We start from the raw sequence: 23,188 nt of genomic DNA, 5'->3' as shown, positions 1-23,188 counted from the left end.
TTCAACCATGGGGGAGGGCGTCAATGAGCCTCTCGCCGATCTCCTCGATCTCTCCCTCTCCCTCGATCTCAACCAGTTTAGCCGCTTTCCTATAATAGTCAATGAGCGGTGCCGTCTCAGTAAAATAGACCTCAATTCGCTTTCTCACCGTCTGGGGCAAGTCGTCGGGGCGCTGATAGAGTTCGCCCCCGCAAAGGTCACATATCCCCGCTACCTTGGGCTGCGATGACACCTCGTGATAAGGCGTCTGACAGCCTCTACAGATAGACCGGCCGCTCAAGCGCCTCACCAACTCATCCGTAGCAACCCTGATATATAACACCTTGTCGATAGCCTCCCCCCTTTCTCTCAGTGCCATATCCAGAGCCTTTGCCTGGTCCAGGGTTCTAGGGAAGCCATCGAGGATAAAGCCTTCGGCGCAATCAGCGGCTGAAATACGTTCCAGGATCATCCTGATCGTTATCTCGTCAGGGACTAGGAGCCCTCTTTCCATGTAGTGTTTTGCCTGTCTCCCTATCTCATCACCCCTGCTCGCTGCCTCACGAAACAAATCGCCAGAGGCAATATGGACTATACCCAGCCTATCAGAAATAATTCCCGCCTGTGTTCCTTTACCCGATCCCGGTGCACCCAGAAGAACAGAACGCATGCCGTGCACTACCTACTTGAGGAAACCCTCATAGCGACGCATCATGAGTTGGGCCTCCAGTTGCCTCATGGTATCCAGGGCCACGCCCACTACGATTAGCATACCGATGCTTGGCAATACCAGGACCTGAACGCCAGTTATGTTTTGAAGAATAAATGGCGAGATCGCTACAAAGGCTAGAAACAGTGCGCCAGCCCAGGTGATCCTGGTGATAATCCGGTTAAGGTATTGCTGGGTGGTTTTACCGGGGCGAATTCCTGGCACGAAAGCCCCCTGCCGCTGCAGTGTCTCCCCCAGGTTTTGCTGTTGAAATACTATCATGGCATAGAAGAAGGTGAAGCTCATAACCAGGAAAAAGTACATTGCCCAATAAAATCCGCTATCCTGCGAGAAGAGATTTACAATAGTATTGGCGAAGCCACCCCCAGTGGGGTCTGCGAAGAAGCTGGCGACCACCCCGGGGAAGATAAGTAGCGCCATGGCGAAGATCACAGGGATCATCCCTGCTGAGTTTACCCTGATCGGGATATGGGTACCGCCGGACTGCCTATACATCCGTCCCCCGCGATACAGGCTCCTGGCATACTGCACCGGAATGCGGCGGTGTGCCTCGTTAAAAATAACGATGGTGACCAGAATGGCCAGAGCTAAACCGAGGAAAATGAATAACCCCCACAGCTCTCCACCAGCCAGGTAGCCTCGCCCAAGCATCTCAGGCAGGGTGCAAACGATACCAGCAAAGATTATCATGGAAACGCCATTACCGATTCCATATTCGGTGATCAATTCCCCGAGCCAGACGAGGAACATGGTTCCTGCGGTAAATGCCAGCACCATAGTAATAGTGGGCAAAAGCGCATCCCCGGAGAGGCCAACACTACCGGGAGGGAATATACCTTGTCCCTGTAGCATTATTAGCTGACCGTAGCCTTGGAGTATTGCTAACGGCACGGTTAGCCAGTGGGTGTACTGATTGATCTTGGCCCTCCCCGCGTCCCCCTCTCTAGCAATTGCCTGAAGGCGAGGGATCACCGGGACCATGAGCTGCATTATAATAACCGCGGTTATATAGGGATAAACCCCCAGAGCCGCTATGCTCATGTTCCTCATCGCCCCCCCGCTAAACAGGTCCATCATCCCCACCAGTCCCGCGATACCGCCTCCCCCTTCCAGGAAGCTGCGCATGGCTTCGACATCAGCTCCGGGTACGGGGACATGGGCTATAAAGCGGAATATTACCAGCAGGCCAATGGTGAGCAGGATCTTCTTCCTCAGGTCTGCCTGACCAAAGGCATCGATCATTGCCTGAAGCAGCTTAGGTCTACCTTCTCTTCGCTCTTGCGTCACTATCTATTTCCTCTGCCTTTCCTCCAGCAGACTCTATCTTTCTCCTGGCCTGTCGGGTAAACCTATTTGCCCGGATGGTAAGGGGCTTTTTAATTTCACCATCGCCGAGAATCTTTACAGGCTGCTTCAATGACTTAATTAATCCTTCAGCCACGAGTCGCTGTGGCGTTACCTCGCTCTCTGCCTCAAAGCGGTTAAGGTGAGACACGTTGATGGTGGAATACTCTATCCTGAAGATATTGTTAAACCCCCGCAGCTCGGGCAGGCGCTTTGTTAATGGATTTTGTCCTCCCTCAAAGCCTGGGCGAACTTTATACCCTGACCGCGCCTTCTGCCCTTTGGAGCCCTTCCCAGCGGTCCTGCCATGCCCGCTGCTGAGGCCCCGTCCGATTCTCTTTATCTTATGTTTCGCCCCCGGGTGCGGTGCCAGTTTATTCTGCATCACCGCTCTCCTCCACGGTTACCAGATGTCTTAACTTCATAAGCATGCCGCGAATCGATGGCGAATCATCGTGCTCAACGGTCTGTTTGAGACGATGAAACCCCAAAGCCTGGAGTGTCCGTCTCTGATCCCCAGGGTACCCAATGTCGCTTTTTACCCAGGTGACTCTCAGCTTAGCCACTGGATTTCTCCTCGGTGGCCTTCGACTTCCGCTTCGCTAATTCCTGTTGAGGATCCTTTAACTGACTGAGACCCAGTATAGTGGCTCTCACTACGTTTATCTTATTGGCGCTCCTTTGTGACTTGGTAAGGATGTCAGTGATCCCGACTAGCTCCAGCACTGCGCGTACTCCACCCCCAGCTATCAACCCTGTTCCCGGAGCCGCTGGCTTGAGCAGTACCCTCGCTGCCCCATACCTGGCCACTATCTGATAGGGAATGGTTCCATCCTTCATCGGTACACTGATCATTTGCTTCCGGGCAATAGCACCCCCCTTTCGGATTGCTTCCGGTATCTCCTTGGCTTTACCCAATCCAGAACCCACCTGCCCATTGCCATCGCCTACGACTACCAGTGCGGTAAAGCTGAATCGCCTACCCCCCTTGACTACCTTAGCTACGCGCTTTATATTAACCAGTTTCTCATTGATCGTTGACTCGCTGCGATCTATCCCTTCCATTACCTAAACTCCGTTCCTACCTGATCTATTAGGATCCGCTACTTGAGGCCTCGAAACCGACACTCCATCAAGATCCGTCGGCTTCAAAATTCTAGGCCTCCTTCTCTAGCCGCCTCTGCCAAGGCCTTTACCCTACCATGATACTTGTATCCGCCACGGTCAAACACCACACCGGTGATTTTCCGCTCCACTGCCCGCCTGGCTACCAGTCTACCTACAAGAGCTGCGACTGCCACTTTCTGCTTCCCCTCTAACTCAGACCTTATCCCTGGGTCCAGGGTGGATGCCGAAACAATGGTATTACCTAGCTTATCATCTATTAACTGGGCATAAATATGGCTCAGGCTACGGAAAACACATAGGCGAGGGTGCTCGGCGGTACCCGAAACCTTTCTCCGTACCCTGCTATGTTTTCGTTGGCGCGCCGCTCGGGGATCCTTTTTACTCATTACCGTTTTGCACCAACCTTGCCCGATTTTCCTGGCTTGAGGCGAACCCGCTCACCGGCATATCTTATTCCCTTACCCTTATATCGATCTGGAGGTCTTACGGCGCGAATCTTTGCCGCAACATCTCCCACCAGTTGCTTATCAATACCCTGAACACTGATGCGCTGTGGCTCCGGGACATTCACCGATACCCCAGAGATAGGGACAATCTCTACCTTGTGAGAGTAACCTACCTGAAGCACCACCTTCTCCCCTACCTTTTGGGCACGATAGCCGATACCCACGATCTCCAGTTCCTTCTTAAACCCCTTACTAACCCCCTCTACCATATTGGCCAAAAGGCTCCTGGTTAGACCATGAAGCGAGCGGTGAATTCGATTGTCACTGGATCGAGAGACTGTTAGCGTGTCCTGGTTCAAGGAAATAGCGATCGCGGAGTCAAAAGAGCGGCAAAGCTCCCCATTGGGACCCTTTACCCGCACTTCGTTTCCTTTAATATCGGCCTCAACCCCTTGAGGCAATGGAATAGGCATCCTTCCGATGCGAGACATCAATTTCCTCCATTACCATATATAACAGAGCAGCTCACCACCCACCCCCTCTCGCCATGCCTTCTGCCCTACCATCACCCCCCTGTGTGTAGAGAGAATGGCTATGCCAAGACCACCATAAACCCGGGGGATCTCCTTCCGCTGAACATATATCCTGAGCCCCGGCTTGGAGACCCTCTTGAGACCGGTGAGCACAGGCTCCTTCTTCTCCGTATATTTAAGGTGCACCTTAATTACCCGCTGCGGCTTGCCCTTCAATACCTCATAATCATGGATAAAACCCTCCTCCCTCAGGATCTTGGCAATGGCGAGCTTCATCCTCGAGGAAGGCACTAGAGTAAAATCGTGCCTGGCAAGAAGGGCATTCCTTATCCTGGTTAACATATCGGCGATCGGGTCTGTAACCATCGCTTCACCTCTTACCAGCTAGATTTTCTCACCCCAGGGATCTGTCCCTTGAGAGCCAGCTCCCTGAAGCAGATGCGGCACAGCCCAAACTGCCGTATATATGCTCTCGGTCTGCCACAACGGCTGCAGCGATTCCTTTTTTGCACTTTATACTTTGGTTCTCGTTGTGCCTTTATAACCTTCGATAACTTTGCCATTTTCTCGCTCTTCTCATCCTCAGTGCCAGCCAGTAATGCGAACTCTGGCAACTAGATTGATCTCGTCCCTAACTTCTTTTTACCCTTTTAATCCCTCGAGAACGGCATTCCCAGGAGCTCAAGTAGTCTCTGGCCTTCCTCATTAGTGCAGGCTGTGTTTACTATCGAGATCTCCAGCCCCCGAACCTTGTCTACCTTATCGTATTCGATCTCAGGGAAGATAGTCTGGTCCACCAATCCCAGGGTGTAATTACCCCGGCCATCGAAGGAGTTTCGAGGCATCCCCTGAAAGTCGCGAATGCGTGGCAGTGTGATATTTACCAGTTTATCAAGGAAATCATTCATCCGAGCTCCTCGCAATGTTACCATCATCCCAACCGGCATTCCCTGACGCACCTTAAAACCGGCAATAGAGCGCTTTGCCCTGGTAATTACGGCATGCTGACCGGTGATGGCAGCGAGGTCCTTCTCCGCCGCCTCTAGTGCGTGGGTTTGTTGCGTCGCCTCACCCAGTCCAATATTTATTACTACTTTCTCCAGGCGAGGTACCTGCATAACGCTCTTATAGCCATACTCGCTCATCAAGGCGGGAATGACCTCTTTTTGATATTTCTCTTTCAATCGGGTTGTCAATCTATCACCTCTTGGCAGCGGCGGCACACTCTCACCCTGTTGCCATCCTCCAGGATGTGAGAACCGAGGCGTACGGGATGATTACACTTGGGGCATAGTAGCATTACATTAGAAACATGGAGCTTGGCCTCGTGCTCGATTATGCCTGCTTGCCTAACTGTACCTCGCGGCTTGGTGTGACGCTTCACTATGTTGATACCCTCCACCACCAAACGACCCTCCTTGTGAAATGACTGGCGAACCTTACCCTTTTTACCTTTGTCCTTACCGGCAATAACGATCACGGTGTCGTCTTTTTTTATCTTCATCCTATAATACCTCGGGGGCCAGTGAGATTATCTTCATGAAGTTCTTATTCCTTAGTTCATGAGCCACCGGGCCGAATATGCGAGTTCCTTTAGGATTGTTCTTGTCGCTGAGGATCACGGCAGCGTTTTCATCAAACCTGATATAAGAACCGTCGTTGCGCCGGTAGGGCTTGGCGGTACGCACGATAACTGCCCGCACCACTTCACCCCTTTTTACTGCCCCCCCTGGCGTTGCCTCCTTTACTGAGGCTACGATGATATCCCCCACTCGAGCATACCTCTTTCGAGTACCACCGGGAACGTTAATACACATAATGCTCTTGGCCCCGGTGTTATCGGCGACCCTCACTCTGGTCATGTGCTGAATCATGCCGACTCACCCTTTTGTAATATCTCCACCACCCGCCAGCATTTATCCTTTGATAGAGGGCGCGTTTCCTCGATCCGCACCACATCACCGATATGACAGGTATTCTGCTCATCGTGAGCCTTGAACCTATTGATTCGCCTTACTCGTTTCTTATATAGCGGATGCACACTATGGGATTCGACTGTCACCACGACGGTCTTGTCCATCTTGTTACTGACCACGCGTCCTATCCTGATTTTTCTTTTCCTGTTAGCTTCCACTACCAAAGCGCTTTCACTCCTCTATTGAGAGATCCTTTTCCCTCATAATGGTCTTGATCCGGGCGATCCTCTTCCTTACATTGTGGATCTCATGATAATTAAGCAGTTGCCTGGTGGCAAGGCGAAACCTAAAATTAAACAGCTCTCGATAAGACTCATTGAGCCTCTTTTTAAGATCCTCTAAACTAAGGGCGCGTATCTCCTGTATCTTCAACCTACGAACCCTCCTGGTACGGGACATCGGTATCCCTGCGCAAGAACCTGGTGGGTATGGGTAGCTTATGAGAGGCCAATCGCATAGCTTCACGGGCCTCTTCTTCCTTAACGCCAGCGATCTCGAAGAGGATCCTCCCCCGTTTAGTTACACAAACCCAATGATCCACCGCGCCCTTGCCACTACCCATACGGGTCTCGGCAGGCTTTGAGGTTACCGGTTTATCGGGAAAAACTCTGATCCAAACCTTGCCACCACGCTTTACATGGTGAATAATGGCGCGCCTTGCCGCCTCAATCTGCCGTGAAGTGAGCCAGCAAGCCCCCTGGGCTTGAAGTCCATACTCGCCAAATGATAGAGTATTGCCAGCGTGTGCCATTCCCCGGCGACGACCGCGATGCTGTTTTCGATACTTTACCCGGCTCGGTTGTAACATTACCCTATCCTCTAATCAGCCTGCTATCCCTCTTTTTTCTCATGTTCCTCTAAATCGTCCTGCTCCTCTGCCTTGGACTTCTGCTTTGCCGTGGTCTTCTTCTTTGCTTTCGTCTCCGCCTCGGGCGTCTCTTTTACACCGGCCTCTTTCTCTACCTTAGCCTCTTCCCCCATCTTGGGCTTCTGCTTTGCTACGGTCTTCTTCTTTGCCTCGATCTCCGCCTCGGTAGTCTCTTTTACACCGGCCTCTTTCTCTACCTTAGCCTCTTCCCCCACCTTGGGCTTCTGCTTTGCTATGGTCTTCTTCTTTGCCCTAGCTTTACCATCTGCTGCGGGCTTCTTCTCCACCTTAGCCTCTTCCACAATGTCTTCCTTAACCTCCACCCTAGCCTCTTCCACAATATCTTCCTTAACCTCCACCTTAGCCTCTTCCCCCTCCTCGAGCTTAGACTCCTCAATCCCTTCTTTGTCAGCTAGGGGTGCCACTATCGGGGCTTCAATGGGGAGCTTTTCACGCTCGGGAATGATATCGCCCTTATAAATCCATACCTTGACTCCGGTACAACCCAGAGCTGTATGCGCAACAGCTATGGCAAAATCGATATCGGCCCGTATGGTATGAAGGGGCACCCTCCCCCGATACAGTGTCTCCTTCCTGGAATACTCAGAACCAGTAAGCCTACCTGAGCATTTGACCTTTATCCCTTGTGCACCACCGTCCATAGCCCGGGAGATCGCCTGCTTCATGGCACGCCTGTGTGAAATGCGCCGCAGAATCTGCTGTACGATGCCCCTTGCTACCAGATAAGCATCCTGCTCGGGACGCGCAATCTCTAGAATATTCAGTCGCACTCTTTTTCCAGAGACCCGCTCCAAGATAAGCCTCATCTCATCGACCCGCTGTCCTCCTCTGCCGATAACGATCCCTGGTCTTGCCGTATAGATGGTTACCGTCACCTGATTGGCAGCACGCTCGATCTCAACGCGCGAGATATCATCCGCAGCATAATTCGACTCGATGGCTTTTCGTATCTTGATATCCTCCTGTAATAGCTCGGTATAGTGCTTATCGGCATACCACTTTGCCTGCCAATCCTTGCTTATACCGAGTCTAAACCCTATCGGGTGAACCTTTTGCCCCAATTATTCCTCCTCTTTGACTACCACGGTTATATGGCTGGAGCGTTTAAGGATCGGTTTTGCTCGTCCCCGCGGTCCCGCGCGAAAGCGCTTCATAGTACGCCCCCCATCGATAAAGATTTTAACAATCCTGAGGTCCGACGGCGTCATCTCAAAGTTGTTCTCGGCATTGTCAGCGGCCGCCTTCACCACCTTGGCTACAGTACGCGCTGATGGTGAAGGCAGAAATCTCAGAATATTCAACGCATCCTCCACCTTCCTACCCCGTATCGCATCCGCCATAGGACGCAGTTTACGAGGCGACTTCCTGATATATCTTGCGGTAGCTTTTACCTCCATAATGCCTAAATACCTACTTCTTGGTCCGCTTTTTAAATGTGGCTACCCGCTCCGATTTAGCCGAATGTCCTCTGAAGGTTCTGGTGAGGGCAAACTCGCCCAGCTTATGCCCCACCATATTCTCGGTAATAAATATAGGTACGTGACGCCTGCCATCGTGAACACCAATAGTATGTCCTATCATATCAGGGAGGATGGTCGAGGCACGCGACCATGTCTTTAATACTGCCTTCTGTCCCGACGCATTTAGCGCCTCCACCCTTTTTACCAGTTTGGAGTCTACATAGGGTCCCTTCTTAATAGATCTAGACATCTCTAATACCTCTCACCTGCACCTCAAGCTGTTAAATATCGATAATAGCACAGGGTAGCCTGAACTGCCTACCTCATTTCCTCCGCTTAACTATCATGCGATTGCTGAGCTTGTTTCTGCGGGTTACATAGCCCAGCGCCGGCTTTCCCCAAGGGGTCTTGGGACCGGGCAAACCAATGGGGGATCTCCCCTCTCCCCCGCCATGGGGATGAGCATTGGGGGACATCGCCGAGCCTCGCACTCCGGGGCGAATCCCCAGGTGCCGCTTTCGACCCGCCTTACCCAGATTAATATGCTGATGGTCAACATTGCCCACCTGACCGATTGTGGCAAAGCACTCAATATGGATTCGCCTTATCTCACCGGAGGTCATTCTTACCAATGCATGGCTATCCTCTTTAGCCATGAGCTGGGCACTACCACCGGCGCCCCTTACCAACTGCCCTCCTTTACCTCGGTGAAGCTCGATATTATGGATCGCTGTGCCTGTGGGGATGGCTTTTAGGGGCAGCGCATTGCCTATCTTTATCTCGGCATCGCTACCTGCCATAACGGCTTTGCCCACCTCAAGGCCGAGAGGTGCGATTATGTATCGCTTCTCCCCATCAGCGTAGTGAATGAGGGCGATTCGCGCTGAGCGGTTGGGATCGTATTCGATAGAGGCCACCTCGCCGCGGATACCCACCTTATCCCGCTTGAAGTCGATAATGCGATACATCCTCTTTGCACCACCGCCGCGATGGCGTACCGTGATCCGTCCCTGGTTGCTTCTCCCACCCTTCTTTCTTAAGGGTTTAAGTAGCGATTTCTCCGGCTTGGTTTTGGTAATTTCCTCAAAGGTGGCACCGGTCATCCCCCTGCGCCCCGGCGATGTGGGTTTATATACCTTAAGCGGCACCCTTTTCCCCCTGTTTGAATTTCGCTTCTGAATCGCATTTATTAACTTGTAGTAATCCTGGCGGTTTTATTTTATTAATTGGGCATACAAGTGAAAAGATCTTTCTGTCACCTGTTATCTCCGAGTATGACTGACTGTTATCGCTTCTCTTCATTTCACATCTGTCGCCCGACATGGGCAGTCTATAAAATAGATCCTTATCCCCCCTCGAAGAACTCGATCTTCTGCCCCGGCTTGAGGGTGACCACAGCCTTCTTCCAGGGAGATGTCTGGCTACGTCTTCTGCCTGGCCCACGCCACTTGGGGGGCATTGTTATCACATTCACCTGTATTACCTTGACCTGAAACGAAAGCTCCACCGCCTGCTTGATCTGCTGCTTACTGGCATTTGGAGCCACCTCAAATGTGTATTTATCTCGCTGCTGAAGCGCGGTGCTCTTCTCGGAGACTATGGGGCGTCGCAATATTTCCAGGACCTGCATTTTTCTTTTTACTCCCCTTTAGCTAGTCTTCAAAGATAACCGCGCTATCCATATTCATCTCCCGGCGGACTATCTATACACTATTTTGTGCTGAGGTCTTGACCGGCTTCCTTAGCTTTGATGTCCCCATCTCTTCCACATGCTGTACTGCCGCCAGGGTGAGCACCAGTGTGTGGTAGGAAAGTAGATCGCCGACATTTAGCATATCGGCGGGCAGTGTCTTCGTCCGTTCAAGATTCCGCGCCGATTTATAAACATTTAGATCGGGCTCGGCGGTGACAATAAGTGCCGAGGGGCCTACTCCTAATGCCGCTAGGATACTGGCCATTTCCCTTGTCTTGGGCTCGCTCAAGGCGAGATCGTCCACTACGATCATTTCACCACTGACCACCTTTGCCGATAGTGCGCACCTAAGGGCGAGGCGGCGCATCTTTTTAGGCATCGCCTGACGATAGCTCCTGGGATGGGGACCGAAGATTATGCCCCCACCACGAAGTAGCGGTGATGTTTCACTACCACGCCTCGCTCTTCCGGTTCCTTTCTGGCGGAAGGGCTTCCGCCCGCCGCCGGCAACCTGTGCTCGAGTCTTGGTACTTGCTGTGCCCTGACGGGCATTGGCTAACTGCATCACTAGAGCCTGGTGCAATACCGCATCGTTCTGGGACACCCCAAAGATGGCATCATCAAGTTCGATGTGGTCGACAACCTCGCCTTTTACATTATGAACGGGAACCTGCACCATTTCAATACTCCTCAGGGAGGATATCGGATAGCCTGCCATCCTCCAAGTACAGTGCCCTTTCGGCGTTATCGGCTAAGCGGCGGTCATGGGTCACAATAATAAAGGTTTTATCACGCTCCCTGTTTAGCCGTTGCATAAGCTCGATAATGTCTGCACCCGTCTTGGAATCCAGATTACCGGTGGGTTCATCGGCAAGGATAACGGAGGGATTCAGGATCAGGGCACGGGCTATTGCCACCCGTTGCTGCTCGCCTCCAGATAGCTCGCCCGGCTTGTGATGCATGCGGCCTTTAAGTCCAACCATATCCAAGAGCCTCTCAGCCCTTTTCTCATACCGCTTGTTCCTCCTTATGGGTAACACCGGCATGAGCACGTTTTGCAGGGCGTTCATGGTCGGCACCAGATAATAGGTCTGGAAAATGAAGCCCAGTTTCTCGCGGCGGATTTTATAAAGCCTCCGCTCCGGCACCATGCTGGTCACCATCCGATCGATAATCACCCTGCCCTCGGTGGGGCGATCCAGAGCACCCAGCATATTGAGGAGGGTAGTCTTGCCGCTTCCCGATGGTCCCAGTATAGCGATAAATTCCCCTCTCCTCACCCTGAGGTTCACCCCCTTGAGCGCCGTCACCCTGGTAGCCCCCCTGCCATATATTTTAGTCAGCTTTTGGGTAACCACAATGCTCGCCCGCTGCTCCTCAACCGGCCCCACTTCAAAGTGGTTCTCCTGCCCAGTTCGATGCTCACTCAATTCTCTCACCTACAAAGCCCTCAGGCTTTCTATGGGGCTTACCCGCGCCGCCCGCACTGCCGGGTAGAGCCCGCCTACTACACCCACAAGTATACCGAAGGCGCATATCTCAACCACCAACTCCCACGTAATAACAGCGATGTCCATTCCAACGTAGGAATCGATGCCCTGCCCACTTCCATATCCGATGGCGAGCCCCACCAGAGCGCCCAGCAGGCCAATGGTGACTGATTGAACCACCACCGAGGTGATGATGTTCCTATTGGACCAGCCCGATGCCTTGAGGATGCCGAACTCCTTTGTCCTCTCGATAACAGAGATAAGCATGACAATAAATATGGAGATACCGCCGGCTATCGCCGCAACCAGGGATATAATCCACAGGAAGCTCTCCATGGTGCCCATCATTTCTGCAAAGTTATCCAGTATATCCAAGGCTCCTGTTGTACTGACTTGAACGGGTTCATTCTTAAACAGTTCAACTATGATACCGGCGACATCATTTACATAAAATACATCAACAGCATCTACCGCTATGAAATTTACTCCATCTTGATAAAACTTAACAACCTCTGGCATCAAACTTCTGGCGGTATTAATATCGGTGAAAAGACTGAAATCGTAGAAGTTATTACCGGTTTCGAATATACCAACTACAATTACAGAAATGCTCTCATCCCTGCCCCGTACGGCTAACTCCATCGTTCCACCTACTTGGGCATAGTCTCCCGTTGCAGCGTTCTGGGCATCTTTACCTATTATTACCTCATTTCTACTCAAAGGAGTAAGGGGTTGACCACCGGGTAAAATATTGTCTGGATTATATGGATCGTCTGGTTCCATATATTCTTCTAAGTCCACACCATATAAAATCGTACCCATGGGATCACCAAAGTCATAATCCGTAGTAGCAACAAAGTAATTCACTCGGGGGATTACTCTACTTACCGCCTGCTCGTTCTCGACTTCTATATTACGTATTTCGTCTGCATATGAAATGGGCATACCTATACTGCTGGGCAACATGAAACCGAGGGGGTCGACTGCTGGGTATACGGCGATGCCCGTTGCCATATCCTCCTTCATGTCATCTATCATCGTATTCATGCCCGCTGAAATGCTGAGTAACACCGTCATCAGGGCAATGCCCAGGGCAGTACCCAGGATGGCGAAAATGGCGATACCCTTTCTCCTGAAGGCGTTGGAAATGCCAAATCTAAACAAGGGTTTCCCTTTGGCCTGTCGATTTCCTGACGGTAACCAGCCCGTTTCTGGCACCGGGCACTCCACCGCGAACCAGGAGCAGGTTGCGGTCAGCATCCGCCTCGATCACCTTGAGGTGACGCACTGTCACCCGCTCACTTCCCATATGACCCGGCATCTTTTTCCCCTTGAACACCCTGCCCGGGCTGGTGGTTGCCCCTATGGAGCCCGGGGCGCGATGACGGTCTGATTGACCGTGGGTCTTGGGGCCACCAGCGAAATGGTAACGCTTCACCACTCCGGCGAAGCCTTTCCCCTTGGAGATACCGGTGACATCGACAAGGTCGCCGGGCTTGAAGATGCTCACATCCACAACCTGTCCTAGCTGTATAGCAGCGATATCTTCAGCCTCAAACTCCCTGAGGTGCTTAAACATACCTAACTTCTTGAGATGCCCCTTCTCTGGAGAGTTGAGACGTTTCGCCTCGCCAAAGCCAAGCTGAATGGCATCGTAGCCCTCTTTCCCCACCCGTTTAATCTGTGTAACCAGGCACGGGCCGGCGGCGATGGCGGTAACCTGCGCTACCGTTCTATCCTCCATAAAAACCTGGGTCATCCCCAGCTTTCGCCCGATAATTCCTTGCATCATCTTTTCGAGCTATCCGTGCCCTTACTTTCTATTCACTCGCTTTTTACACACTTTTATGGCCTTGTTCTCTATTGAGTCGCTCTATCGAACTCCTAAAGCTTGATCTCTATATCGACCCCTGCCGGTAGATCCAGCCGTGTCAGCACATCGACTGTCCTGGAGGAGGGCTCAAGGATATCGATCAGACGCTTGTGGGTGCGAATCTCAAACTGCTCCCTGGAGTCCTTGTCAACATGGGGAGAGCGTATTACACAGAATTTTTTAATACGTGTAGGCAGTGGTACTGGGCCCACCACCTTAGCCCCGGTCTGCTCCGCGCACTCCACGATCTGCCTTGCCGATTGATCCAATATGCGATGGTCGTATGCCTTAAGTTTTATGCGGATTTTCTGCTTGGGCATCAGGCAACTCCTCCCACTTTGACCGCAAGCTGATCAGCCAGTGATTGGGACAACTCCTCATAGCGATGTAACTCCATGGCGAAGGTTGCTCTCCCCTGGCTCATCGACCTGAGGTCGGTAGCATAGCCGAAGGTCTCTGCTAGTGGGACAAAGCAGCGGATTATCTTGGTGTCACCACGGCTGTCGATACTGGTAACCCGCCCCCTCCTCGAGTTAAGGTCTCCAAGGATATCGCCCATGAACGCTTCCGGAGTGACCACTTCCACCTTCATAACAGGCTCAAGAATCATTGGCTTGGCCTTCTTTACCCCTTCCTTTAGCGCCATAGCACCGGCTATCTTGAAGGCTATCTCAGAGGAATCAACCTCATGAAAGCTCCCATCATATAGTGTAGCTCTGATATCTACCAGGGGGTAGCCAGCCAGAACGCCACCCTCCATAGCCCCACTGATCCCTCTCTCAACAGCCGGTATGTATTGCTTGGGAATAATACCACCTCTAATTCCGTTCACAAACTCAAAGCCGCTCCCACGTTCTCTTGGGTGAAGCTCTATCCATACATGACCGTATTGCCCCCGTCCCCCAGACTGTTTGATGAATCTGCCCTCCACCTTTACCGGCACCGTAATAGTCTCCCTATAGGAAACCCGGGGCTTGCCAACATTTGCTCCTACCTGGTACTCACGTAGCAGCCGTTCTACGATGACCTCGAGGTGAAGCTCACCCATGCCTGAAATAATCGTCTGCCCTGTTTCTTCGTCATATCGTGTAATGAAAGTGGGATCCTCCTGGGCCAATTTAGTCAGGGCATCGTCTAGGCGATCCTGATCTACCCTTGATTTGGGCTCGATTGTTACGGATAGCACCGGCTGTGGAAAGCGAATCGTCTCCAGTACGATGGGTGCACTACTGTGACACAGCGTGTCACCGGTGAAGGTGCCTTTCAAACCCGAGGTGGCGGCGATATCACCTGCCTCGACCAGCTTGATCTCCTCACGACGATTGGCATGCATCTGCAGCAATCTTCCGATCCTCTCCCGACGCTCCCTTATGGAGTTATAGATCTGATCCCCAGGCTCTATCTTCCCTGAATAAACCCTGAAATAGACCAGCCTGCCGATAAATGGGTCGGAGACTACCTTAAATGCTAGGGCAGCTAAGGGAAGGCCATCGGTAGGGGAGCGCTTAAGCTCTTTTCCATTCCTGGGGTCAGTGCCTACCACCGGTGGCACATCAATAGGTGAGGGAAGATATGAAACAACGGCATCCAGCATGGGCTGGACGCCATTGTTCCTCAGGGCACTGCCACAAAGAACAGGTACCACGCTATTTGCTATGGTAGCACGCCTGAGGGCTTCTTCAATAGCTGAGTTATTTATTGCTCTCCCGTCTAAATAGAGAGTCATCAACTGATCGTCGCTTTCGGCGAGCCTCTCTATCATCTCATCCCTATACCTAATTGAGATTTCCTCATAATCATGAGGAATATCTTCTGCCACGGGGCTTCTACTCGGATCATCTGAGAAAACCCAGACCCTTTGCGCCACTAGATCGATAACACCCTTAAAGGAGTCCTCAGTTCCCAGTGGCAATTGTATTGGTAGGGCACTTGCACAAAGCCGCTCCCTAATCATATCTACGGTACGGTGGAAATCGGCACCTACGCGGTCCATCTTGTTAACGAAGCAAATCCGGGGAACACCGTAGCGATCCGCTTGCCTCCAGACCGTCTCCGACTGGGGCTCAACGCCAGCTACTGCATCGAAGACGACAATACCCCCATCGAGCACCCGAAGACTTCGTTCCACCTCCGCGGTAAAGTCAACATGCCCAGGGGTGTCGATAATGTTGATGCGATGGTCCAGCCACTGGCAGGTGGTAGCGGCAGCGGTAATTGTTATCCCCCGCTCTCTCTCCTGTGCCATCCAGTCCATCACTGTGGTGCCATCGTCCACATCGCCCAGCTTATAGGTGCGGCCGGTATAGTAAAGTATCCTCTCGGTAAGTGTCGTTTTGCCCGCATCGATATGGGCAATGATACCGATATTCCTGATACGCTCCAGATTAAATACTCTTGACATCTTTCTCACCATCGATAATGAACAAAGGCCCGATTTGCCTCAGCCATCCTATGGGTGTCATCGCGCTTTTTAATAGTGGCCCCCTGCCGCTGGGCAGCATCCAAGACCTCCGCTGCCAGCTTCTCTGCCATGGACTTACCCCCACGACCCCGAGCTGCTTCGATGAGCCAGCGTAATGCCAGAGACAGGCCACGATCAGCCCTCACCTCTACGGGCACCTGATAAGTAGCACCACCAACTCGACGCGGCTTAACCTTAAGAAGTGGGGTGGCATTTTTAACCGCTCGCTCAAGGGTATCCATAGGTTGCTCTTTCACCTGCTCTGCAATAATATTGAGGGCATCATATACGATGCGCTCCGCGGTATTCTTCTTTCCCCCGGTCATCACCCTATTAATAAGTCTGGACACCATTACATTCTGGTACCGCGGGTCAGGGGGTATATCCCTTTTTGTAGTCCTTGCTCTTCTAGGCATTTTACTCTCCGCCGGAGCGCTTGGGCCGCTTCGTCCCATACTTGCTGCGTCCCCGCTGCCTATTCTCCACACCACCTGTATCCAGAGCACCCCTAATAATGTGATACCTCACCCCAGGCAGATCCCTTACACGACCACCCCGAAGTAGGACTACCGAGTGCTCTTGAAGGGTATGACCCTCACCAGGTATATAGGCAGTCACCTCCATCCCATTAGTTAGCCGAACGCGTGCCACCTTGCGCAATGCTGAGTTGGGTTTCTTTGGTGTTGCCGTCTTGACCTGGGTGCAAACACCTCGCCTCTGTGGACATCCATCCACTTGCAGCATCCGCCCCTTTAGCGCATTGTAAGTATAATGCAGTGCCGGCGTCTTGGTCTTAGTTCCTGCCTTCTTACGCCCCTTACGAACCAGTTGGTTAACGGTAGGCACATGCACCTCCAAATCATAGTTAAAGGCCGAAAGCCTTAGAGCTGAGCTGCCTTACTGACCCGGCCCTCATGACCTTTCGACCTCTGTCAGGCTAGCGTCTGAGCACTAGCTTATTAATTTACCACTATTTGATGGATGTGTCAAGTATTTGTACTCGTCCAGTACATTAGTGACACATGACCTCCTTTCCTTGAGATTCTTTCCAGCGTTCTATAAACTTAAGCGGAGTGAGGTAGCCCAGGGATTGATGTGGCCTTATAGTATTATATATACTCTCCCATTCTAGGAGTTTAGCCCTCAGTTCGGCAATATCGAAGGAACTATCGGTCACCTCGTAGAACTCCTCTACATGTGTACGGTGAGCCCGCTCCACATGGCCGTTGAGCTTAGGTGAGTGTGGCGGCAATACGAAGAGCTTGATATTTCTCCTTTGACACTCCTGCTCAAAGACAGCCTCAAACTCAGAACCTCCATCCACTTGTATGGCCTTCAGCGGGAAGGGAGCTCTACTTTCCAGTTTGTCCAAGAAGTGGGCGGCAGTAGAGGCGGTGGCCCTTCTATAGACGTCCACTACATCCCAGCGAGAGGTTATATCCCGAGCAGTAAGGTGTTTGAGCACTACCCCAGGCAGAGGCCGAATATCCAGGGTATCCAGCTGGATCAGACCCCCCGGTTGAGTAACCTCATAGTCTTTGGGCTTCCTCACCGCATATGGTCGCTTAAGCCCTCGCCTATGGGCAGAAACATGGTTCCTAACAGGTTCTCTGAGCACTCCACGCTCTTTGAGTTGGTGAATGATCCTTCCCACCATGGAGGTTGATACCTGACAGCCCTGCTCCCGCAGGAGTATCACCAGCTTATCCTTGCCCCAGCGGGGGTACTCCTCCCTTAACCTTAGCACTGCCTGGGCTAGCTCTATCGACCAGGTAGGCTGGCGCAGGTGCTTAGGCCGGCGTGAGCGATCCCCTAAGCTTTGCAGGTAAAGGGGATCGTAGCGGTTCTTCCAGCGGTAGAAGGTCTGGGGGCTGATCCCGAAATACCGGCAGGTGAGGCGAGCATTGTGACCATGTGAGTTATAGTAGTCAAACCATTTGAGTCTCTGCCTGGCTGGTTTAGATAGCTCTACCCCAAGACCCGCCAGGCGTCTGGCCCCGGGGATCACGCTGCTATATACGCTCATAGTGCAGCCATTATACAACCCTTTCATAATCCATGTGGTGTCACCTATCTATCTGAACGAGATCAGTATTCGAATTTGGGATAAAGAGTATGATGCAAGGGAGGTGAGGTGGGGGGGTGGAGACATCGTAGTTGAGGTAGAGGGGCGACCCAAAAGAGTGCCCTGCCCTTGTTGTGGACGCATATACGTTTTTAGCCATTGTAAGGGCAAAATAAGGAAGTTGCTCAATAGCTAGAGCAATGGTAAAAGGATCTATCTTGGGCAACAGCGCAAGCGCTGGCGGTGCCTTAAGTATGGACATTTTTACAGCGATGGCGAAGACCTAATTATGACCCTATTCCAGCGTTGCCAGGGCACAAATCCTTGACTGTTACCCCAGTGAGGCTTATGCTAAACCTGATGAAGCGTCGTCTCGATCTGCTTCTGGTAGAACGCGGACTGACAGAGAGCATGGTCAAGGCAAACGCCCTGATTATGGCAGGCGATGTTCTGGTCAATGAGAGGGTAATCGACAGACCAGCCACCCAGGTGAGCGAGGATGTCCTCATCCGCCTGCGCCATAAGCCTCCCTTCGTGAGCAGAGGGGGCATTAAGCTAGCCCATGCCCTGGATTTGTTTCACATAGATGTCAGTTCACTGGTGGCTCTCGATGTCGGCGCATCAACCGGGGGATTCACCGACTGTCTGCTGAAACGTGGGGCGAGCAGGGTATATGCCCTCGATGTTGGCTATGGACAGCTAGACTACCGATTGAGGGTAGAACCCCGGGTGGTTATCATGGAACGGTTGAACGCTCGCTATCCCTTCGCACTGCCCGAACCGGTCGATCTGGCGACCGTAGACCTATCCTTCATCTCCCTGGAGAAGGTAGTGCCCAATGTTACTAAATTGGTAAAGCCAGAGGGTAATTTAATCTGCCTGGTGAAGCCCCAGTTTGAGTTAGGACGGGCTCAAGTGGGCAGGGGAGGACTGGTCAAGGATCCCTTGCTTCACGCCCGCGCCCTGGGGAGATTTATCTCCTGGGCTATCGAATGGTGTGGGGTGGAAGTGGGTGAGAGCGAACAAAGTATGAGCAGGGAATGCGAAAAAGGGTTTAGGCTCATCGGGCTTACCCCATCTCCCATCACGGGGGCGTCGGGAAACCGCGAGTTTTTCGTTCTATTGAAGGTGTAGCGATGCAGCACCAGTTTATATCTTTCCAATCGGATGGCATTGAACTTAGGGGCCAGGTCTATATTCCATATCCGCAGTATTCGAAACCTGTACCCGCTCTATGCCTGTGCCACGGCATTCCTAGGGGTGGTCCCCCTGACCTTGGCGATCCAGGCTATCCAGCTCTTGCCCAAAGGTTCTCTCGGAACGGGTTTTTAACTGCCATATTTAACTTCAGGGGGACAGGCGATAGCGAGGGCAACTTCGATATTGCCGGGTGGACCCGGGACCTGGTGGCTGCGCTTGATTATCTTTGCCACAGGAGTGAGGTGGATATAGGCAGAATTTCCGTCATGGGCTTTAGCGCTGGCGCTGCTGTATCCGTATATGTTGCCTCCCAGGACTTTAGGGTTTGCTCCGTCATAATCTGTGCCTGCCCCACCTATTTTCATTTCGCTGACGACAGCCAGAGCGCAGATTCCGCCATCGCGCAATTTCGCCATGCCGGTATCATCAAGGACAGTGGTTTTCCGCCATCGGTAGCTGATTGGATGGCTGGCTTTAACAAGGTGAAACCCATTGAGTGGATCGAAAATATTTCACCGAGACCGCTACTTATTATCCATGGTACACAGGACGACGTAGTGTACCCCTCGAGCGCCCGGGAACTCTATGAGCGGGCGGGTGAACCCAAGCAGATCATGATGATAGATGGGGCCGGGCACCGGCTTCGCCTTGAGGAGCGGGCAATGGATTGCGCGCTAAACTGGCTCACCGCCCGAAACTTTATAGATTGACCCTGTCTAAGAGAAGGGGCTATAATAAGTATAGGGGTCAATAAAAAGACGCATGAAAGAGTGCTGCGCCCTTTTCGGGGTCTATGCACCGGGCGATGATGTAGCCAGGCTCACCTTCTTTGGTCTATACTCCCTCCAACACCGTGGCCAGGAGAGCTCTGGCATCGCCACCGCCGATGGGAAGCAGATTCATGTGCACACCAAGATGGGTTTGGTAGCTCAGGCTTTCGATGAGAGGGTACTGAGCCAACTCGGTGGCGACATAGCCATCGGACATAATCGGTATTCTACCACTGGCTCCAGCCGTGCCGGTAACGCCCAGCCCATTGTGGTCGAGGGCCCAGCAGGCAGGCTCGCCCTGGGGCACAACGGCAACATCGTAAATGTCAGAGAGTTGCGCCAGCAGCTTGAGGAGCAGGGCTATACCTTCACCACCACCACAGACTCTGAGATTATCGCCTACCTGATTCTCTCCTCTACCAGAAAGACATGGGCCGAGCGGATCCGACATGCTATGAAGAGGCTGGTAGGTGCCTATTCCCTTGTTCTCCTGACCGAGGATGCTCTATACGGGGTTCGCGACCCGCTCGGGGTTCGCCCCCTTTGCCTAGGTAAACTCAATGGTGGTTGGGTGCTCTCCTCGGAAAGCTGTGCCCTGGACCATATCGGGGCTCAATTCATACGTGATATCGAGCCAGGTGAGATAGTGGTCATTAATACCAAAGGGCTACGAAGTTACAAGGACAGGAGAAACACCACAAAGCGGGCCTTATGCATTTTCGAATACATCTACTTCGCCCGACCCGATAGCCTGATCGCCGGGCGCCGTGTCTATTCGGCGAGGGAGGCAATGGGGGCAAAGCTTGCCCAAGAGTACCCGGTAGCTGCCGACATGGTGATCGGAGTCCCAGACTCGGCCACCACCGCCGGTATTGGCTACTCCCAGGCGTCGGGCATCCCCTTTACGGAGGGGCTGTTAAAAAATCGCTACGTCGGACGCACCTTCATCGAGCCCGATCAGCGAATCAGGGAGCTTGGCGTTAAACTCAAGTTCAATCCAATGCCGGAGAGGCTGGAGGGAAAGAGTGTGGTGCTGGTTGATGATAGCATCGTCAGGGGCACCACTACACCGCGGGTGATCTCTCTACTCAGGCGAGGTGGCGTTAAGGAGGTACATATGCGCATCTGCGCACCACCAATTCGGCACCCCTGCTTCCTTGGGGTGGATATGGCTAGCAGTTGGGAACTAATTGCCGCCTACAAAGAGGTCCCCGAGATCGCCCAGTTTATCGGCGCTGACACTCTTGGCTACCTGAGCATGGAAGGGCTCATCGAATCGATTGCTCTTCCCAGGGAGCTATTCTGTCTCGCCTGTTTCACCGGCGATTATCCGGTGCCGGTGCAGCTAGGTATGGATAAGCTGGCTCTGGAGCCTCTCAAGGAGTGATTCTTGGGTGCCAAGAGAGGAACCTATCGAGACGCAGGTGTGGACATCGATGCTGCAGACACAATAGTAAAGATTGCACGCAAACAGGCACATGCCACAATTACTCCCGAGGTCATAGGTGACCTCGGTTTTTTTGGTGGGCTCTTTGAGCTCAAGGGATATAAGGAGCCGGTTATTGTCTCCAGCACCGACGGGGTGGGCACAAAGCTGAAGATTGCCTGTGCCCTGGATAAGCATGATACTATAGGCATGGACTTGGTAAACCACTGCGTAAACGATATCCTGACCTGCGGCGCTACTCCCCTCTTCTTCCAGGACTATGTCGCCATGGCCAAGCTGATCCCTAAGACCCTGAAAAGCATTATCGAAGGGATGGCTCATGCATTGGCCGAGGTGAGTTGCGCTCTGATAGGCGGCGAGACCGCCGAGATGCCGGGGCTCTACCCCGAAGGGGAATACGACCTTGTTGGGTTCATCGTTGGTGTGGTAGAAAAAAGAAACATCATCGATGGGAGTTCGATAAATACTGGTGATACCATTATCGGCCTACCCTCGAGCGGCCTCCACACCAATGGTTATTCCCTGGTGCGGAAGATATTCCAGATTAATGAAAACCCCTCATGTCTGAACCAGTTCTTTCCCGAACTCAATCGTACTCTGGGAGAGGAATTACTGGAGCCCCATCGATGCTATTATCTATCGCTCAACCCGTTGCTTCCTCAAATCAAGGGGCTTGCCCATATCACCGGAGGTGGCATGCCGGGAAACCTGCCCCGTATCCTTCCAAAGGGCCTAGCGGCTATAATCGAGCGGGGGGCTTGGGAAGCCCCGCCTATCTTCTCTTTGATTCAAAAAAAGGGCGACATCGATGACCAAGAGATGTACCGCGTGTTCAACATGGGTATAGGCATGGCCGTAGTTACTGCCCCCGGAGACGCGGCCATGCTAATCAGAGAGATACCGGGCGCCAGGCTCATCGGCGAGGTGATAAAGCAAAAGGAGGGGAAGCGGGTAGTCATATAGTGCATCTTATACCCTTGGATAACTCGGATCGAAGCGAAGAATCTAAAAACATTTCACTAACATCGCAGGATGACAATTGAAATTTTATATCATAATTAGGGGGTAACAGTGCGCGCTATTTTAAGTGTCTGGGATAAAGCAGGGCTGGTAGATTTTGCCCGCGGGCTAAATGATTTGGGTGTGGAGATATTCAGCACCGGCGGCACCAAGAGAGCACTGGAGGAAGCAGGAGTGCCTGTGCGTGGCGTGGGTGAAATGACCGGATTTCCTGAGATCCTCGACGGCCGGGTGAAGACTCTTCACCCCGTGGTACACGGTGGCATCCTCGCTCGAAGAGACCTGGAGAGCCATATGACACAACTATCGGAAAAAGGAATCACCCCCATCGACATGGTAGTGGTCAACCTATACCCATTCGTACAGACTGTGTCCAAAGATGGAGTGACCCTATCCGAAGCCCTGGAGAATATCGATATAGGCGGACCAACCATGATCCGTGCCGCTGCCAAAAATTTCCCCCACGTCCTTGTGGTGGTCGACCCTGCAGACTACGCCCCAATACTGCAGAAAATGAGTTCCGGTGAAATAGTCATATCGGAGCGAAGGAAATTAGCTGAGAAGGCCTTCCAGCACGTTGCCACTTACGATACTGCGATTTCTCGCTATCTCAGGCCACAGGACGAGGTATTTCCTCAGGAGATGACCTTCGCCGTAAAGAAGATATTAGATTTATCCTACGGT

At 52.4% G+C, this 23,188-nt stretch carries 34 protein-coding genes and 1 pseudogene; 5 read left to right on the top strand and 30 right to left on the bottom strand.

All coding sequences use genetic code 11. The annotated features are described in order from the left end of the window. Position 1: 1 nt before the first annotated feature. The 30 genes and pseudogenes from VMX96_08070 to VMX96_07925 all read right to left on the bottom strand — a co-directional run bounded on the left by VMX96_08070 (position 2) and on the right by VMX96_07925 (position 18,055). Positions 2-649, bottom strand: coding sequence for an adenylate kinase (locus VMX96_08070; GenBank protein ID HUU63852.1), 648 nt, complete (start codon positions 647-649; stop codon positions 2-4). A gap of 12 nt (positions 650-661) precedes the next feature. Next, positions 662-1,996 carry a preprotein translocase subunit SecY gene (secY, locus tag VMX96_08065; GenBank protein HUU63851.1) on the bottom strand — a complete coding sequence of 445 codons (1,335 nt, stop codon included), beginning with the start codon at positions 1,994-1,996 and terminating at the stop codon, positions 662-664. Then, positions 1,971-2,438: a 50S ribosomal protein L15 gene (gene rplO / locus VMX96_08060; GenBank protein HUU63850.1), complete on the bottom strand. Its 468-nt coding sequence runs from the start codon at positions 2,436-2,438 to the stop codon at positions 1,971-1,973. The genes secY and rplO overlap by 26 nt, the downstream gene beginning before the upstream one ends. Then, on the bottom strand, positions 2,428-2,619 hold the full coding sequence (gene rpmD, locus VMX96_08055) for a 50S ribosomal protein L30 (protein HUU63849.1): 192 nt from the start codon (positions 2,617-2,619) through the stop codon (positions 2,428-2,430). The genes rplO and rpmD overlap by 11 nt, the downstream gene beginning before the upstream one ends. Beyond that, positions 2,612-3,118: a 30S ribosomal protein S5 gene (gene rpsE / locus VMX96_08050; protein ID HUU63848.1), complete on the bottom strand. Its 507-nt coding sequence runs from the start codon at positions 3,116-3,118 to the stop codon at positions 2,612-2,614. Before rpsE ends, rpmD begins: the two co-directional genes overlap by 8 nt. 83 nt (positions 3,119-3,201) lie before the next feature. Beyond that, positions 3,202-3,567 carry a 50S ribosomal protein L18 gene (gene rplR, locus VMX96_08045; protein ID HUU63847.1) on the bottom strand — a complete coding sequence of 122 codons (366 nt, stop codon included), beginning with the start codon at positions 3,565-3,567 and terminating at the stop codon, positions 3,202-3,204. Continuing rightward, a complete protein-coding gene (rplF, locus tag VMX96_08040; GenBank protein HUU63846.1) occupies positions 3,567-4,118 on the bottom strand; it encodes a 50S ribosomal protein L6 in 552 nt (183 codons plus the stop codon). Before rplF ends, rplR begins: the two co-directional genes overlap by 1 nt. Before the next feature lie 12 nt (positions 4,119-4,130). Beyond that, complete coding sequence (rpsH, locus tag VMX96_08035; GenBank protein ID HUU63845.1) at positions 4,131-4,526, bottom strand: 30S ribosomal protein S8; 396 nt, start codon at positions 4,524-4,526, stop codon at positions 4,131-4,133. 11 nt (positions 4,527-4,537) lie between these two features. Beyond that, positions 4,538-4,723, bottom strand: coding sequence for a type Z 30S ribosomal protein S14 (locus VMX96_08030; protein HUU63844.1), 186 nt, complete (start codon positions 4,721-4,723; stop codon positions 4,538-4,540). An 87-nt stretch (positions 4,724-4,810) separates the two neighbouring features. Next, a complete protein-coding gene (rplE, locus tag VMX96_08025) occupies positions 4,811-5,356 on the bottom strand; it encodes a 50S ribosomal protein L5 (protein HUU63843.1) in 546 nt (181 codons plus the stop codon). Next, positions 5,353-5,664 carry a 50S ribosomal protein L24 gene (gene rplX, locus VMX96_08020; protein HUU63842.1) on the bottom strand — a complete coding sequence of 104 codons (312 nt, stop codon included), beginning with the start codon at positions 5,662-5,664 and terminating at the stop codon, positions 5,353-5,355. The genes rplE and rplX overlap by 4 nt, the downstream gene beginning before the upstream one ends. 1 nt (position 5,665) lies before the next feature. Next, on the bottom strand, positions 5,666-6,034 hold the full coding sequence (gene rplN / locus VMX96_08015; protein ID HUU63841.1) for a 50S ribosomal protein L14: 369 nt from the start codon (positions 6,032-6,034) through the stop codon (positions 5,666-5,668). Next, positions 6,031-6,294, bottom strand: coding sequence for a 30S ribosomal protein S17 (gene rpsQ / locus VMX96_08010; protein ID HUU63840.1), 264 nt, complete (start codon positions 6,292-6,294; stop codon positions 6,031-6,033). Before rpsQ ends, rplN begins: the two co-directional genes overlap by 4 nt. 13 nt (positions 6,295-6,307) lie before the next feature. After that, the gene (rpmC, locus tag VMX96_08005; protein ID HUU63839.1) at positions 6,308-6,508 is read right to left on the bottom strand and encodes a 50S ribosomal protein L29; all 201 of its coding nucleotides are present in this window, start codon (positions 6,506-6,508) and stop codon (positions 6,308-6,310) included. Position 6,509: 1 nt separating this feature from the next. Next, positions 6,510-6,944: a 50S ribosomal protein L16 gene (gene rplP / locus VMX96_08000; GenBank protein HUU63838.1), complete on the bottom strand. Its 435-nt coding sequence runs from the start codon at positions 6,942-6,944 to the stop codon at positions 6,510-6,512. A 23-nt stretch (positions 6,945-6,967) separates the two neighbouring features. After that, positions 6,968-7,363 carry a hypothetical protein gene (locus VMX96_07995; GenBank protein HUU63837.1) on the bottom strand — a complete coding sequence of 132 codons (396 nt, stop codon included), beginning with the start codon at positions 7,361-7,363 and terminating at the stop codon, positions 6,968-6,970. Between the two features lies 1 nt (position 7,364). After that, a pseudogene (gene rpsC, locus VMX96_07990) lies at positions 7,365-8,086 on the bottom strand (30S ribosomal protein S3). Then, entirely contained in the window at positions 8,087-8,422 is a 336-nt protein-coding gene (rplV, locus tag VMX96_07985) for a 50S ribosomal protein L22 (GenBank protein ID HUU63836.1), read from the bottom strand. It abuts the pseudogene before it with no gap. Positions 8,423-8,435: 13 nt separating this feature from the next. After that, positions 8,436-8,735 carry a 30S ribosomal protein S19 gene (rpsS, locus tag VMX96_07980; GenBank protein HUU63835.1) on the bottom strand — a complete coding sequence of 100 codons (300 nt, stop codon included), beginning with the start codon at positions 8,733-8,735 and terminating at the stop codon, positions 8,436-8,438. A gap of 73 nt (positions 8,736-8,808) precedes the next feature. Next, positions 8,809-9,633 carry a 50S ribosomal protein L2 gene (gene rplB, locus VMX96_07975; GenBank protein ID HUU63834.1) on the bottom strand — a complete coding sequence of 275 codons (825 nt, stop codon included), beginning with the start codon at positions 9,631-9,633 and terminating at the stop codon, positions 8,809-8,811. 197 nt (positions 9,634-9,830) lie between these two features. Continuing rightward, a complete protein-coding gene (gene rplW, locus VMX96_07970; protein HUU63833.1) occupies positions 9,831-10,115 on the bottom strand; it encodes a 50S ribosomal protein L23 in 285 nt (94 codons plus the stop codon). 73 nt (positions 10,116-10,188) lie between these two features. Further along, the gene (gene rplD, locus VMX96_07965; protein HUU63832.1) at positions 10,189-10,857 is read right to left on the bottom strand and encodes a 50S ribosomal protein L4; all 669 of its coding nucleotides are present in this window, start codon (positions 10,855-10,857) and stop codon (positions 10,189-10,191) included. Position 10,858: 1 nt separating this feature from the next. Then, positions 10,859-11,608 carry an ABC transporter ATP-binding protein gene (locus tag VMX96_07960; GenBank protein HUU63831.1) on the bottom strand — a complete coding sequence of 250 codons (750 nt, stop codon included), beginning with the start codon at positions 11,606-11,608 and terminating at the stop codon, positions 10,859-10,861. 9 nt (positions 11,609-11,617) lie between these two features. Continuing rightward, complete coding sequence (locus VMX96_07955; protein ID HUU63830.1) at positions 11,618-12,832, bottom strand: ABC transporter permease; 1,215 nt, start codon at positions 12,830-12,832, stop codon at positions 11,618-11,620. After that, complete coding sequence (gene rplC, locus VMX96_07950; GenBank protein HUU63829.1) at positions 12,825-13,460, bottom strand: 50S ribosomal protein L3; 636 nt, start codon at positions 13,458-13,460, stop codon at positions 12,825-12,827. The genes VMX96_07955 and rplC overlap by 8 nt, the downstream gene beginning before the upstream one ends. A 92-nt stretch (positions 13,461-13,552) precedes the next feature. Next, positions 13,553-13,861: a 30S ribosomal protein S10 gene (gene rpsJ / locus VMX96_07945; protein ID HUU63828.1), complete on the bottom strand. Its 309-nt coding sequence runs from the start codon at positions 13,859-13,861 to the stop codon at positions 13,553-13,555. Then, entirely contained in the window at positions 13,861-15,942 is a 2,082-nt protein-coding gene (fusA, locus tag VMX96_07940) for an elongation factor G (GenBank protein ID HUU63827.1), read from the bottom strand. The genes rpsJ and fusA overlap by 1 nt, the downstream gene beginning before the upstream one ends. Positions 15,943-15,947: 5 nt before the next feature. After that, positions 15,948-16,418: a 30S ribosomal protein S7 gene (rpsG, locus tag VMX96_07935; protein ID HUU63826.1), complete on the bottom strand. Its 471-nt coding sequence runs from the start codon at positions 16,416-16,418 to the stop codon at positions 15,948-15,950. A gap of 1 nt (position 16,419) precedes the next feature. Beyond that, positions 16,420-16,848, bottom strand: a complete 429-nt coding sequence (gene rpsL / locus VMX96_07930) for a 30S ribosomal protein S12 (GenBank protein ID HUU63825.1) — start codon at positions 16,846-16,848, stop codon at positions 16,420-16,422. A gap of 166 nt (positions 16,849-17,014) precedes the next feature. Beyond that, the gene (locus tag VMX96_07925) at positions 17,015-18,055 is read right to left on the bottom strand and encodes an integrase core domain-containing protein (GenBank protein ID HUU63824.1); all 1,041 of its coding nucleotides are present in this window, start codon (positions 18,053-18,055) and stop codon (positions 17,015-17,017) included. 336 nt (positions 18,056-18,391) lie between these two features. Here VMX96_07925 and VMX96_07920 point away from each other — a divergent pair, with 336 nt between their 5' ends. From VMX96_07920 to purH, 5 genes are all read left to right on the top strand, one after another. Beyond that, complete coding sequence (locus VMX96_07920; GenBank protein ID HUU63823.1) at positions 18,392-19,201, top strand: TlyA family RNA methyltransferase; 810 nt, start codon at positions 18,392-18,394, stop codon at positions 19,199-19,201. Between the two features lie 2 nt (positions 19,202-19,203). After that, entirely contained in the window at positions 19,204-19,977 is a 774-nt protein-coding gene (locus VMX96_07915; protein HUU63822.1) for an alpha/beta fold hydrolase, read from the top strand. Positions 19,978-20,029: 52 nt separating this feature from the next. Continuing rightward, positions 20,030-21,424: an amidophosphoribosyltransferase gene (purF, locus tag VMX96_07910; protein ID HUU63821.1), complete on the top strand. Its 1,395-nt coding sequence runs from the start codon at positions 20,030-20,032 to the stop codon at positions 21,422-21,424. 3 nt (positions 21,425-21,427) lie between these two features. After that, a complete protein-coding gene (gene purM, locus VMX96_07905; protein HUU63820.1) occupies positions 21,428-22,447 on the top strand; it encodes a phosphoribosylformylglycinamidine cyclo-ligase in 1,020 nt (339 codons plus the stop codon). A 108-nt stretch (positions 22,448-22,555) separates the two neighbouring features. After that, positions 22,556-23,188 (top strand): bifunctional phosphoribosylaminoimidazolecarboxamide formyltransferase/IMP cyclohydrolase (gene purH, locus VMX96_07900; protein ID HUU63819.1); only part of this gene is annotated, 633 nt, incomplete at its 3' end.

This window comes from Dehalococcoidia bacterium (genome assembly GCA_035528575.1).
Lineage (GTDB): Bacteria > Chloroflexota > Dehalococcoidia > E44-bin15 > E44-bin15 > DATKYK01.
The sequence above is the reverse complement of the archived record's forward strand: the minus strand, read 5'-3'. Positions and strand labels throughout refer to the sequence as shown.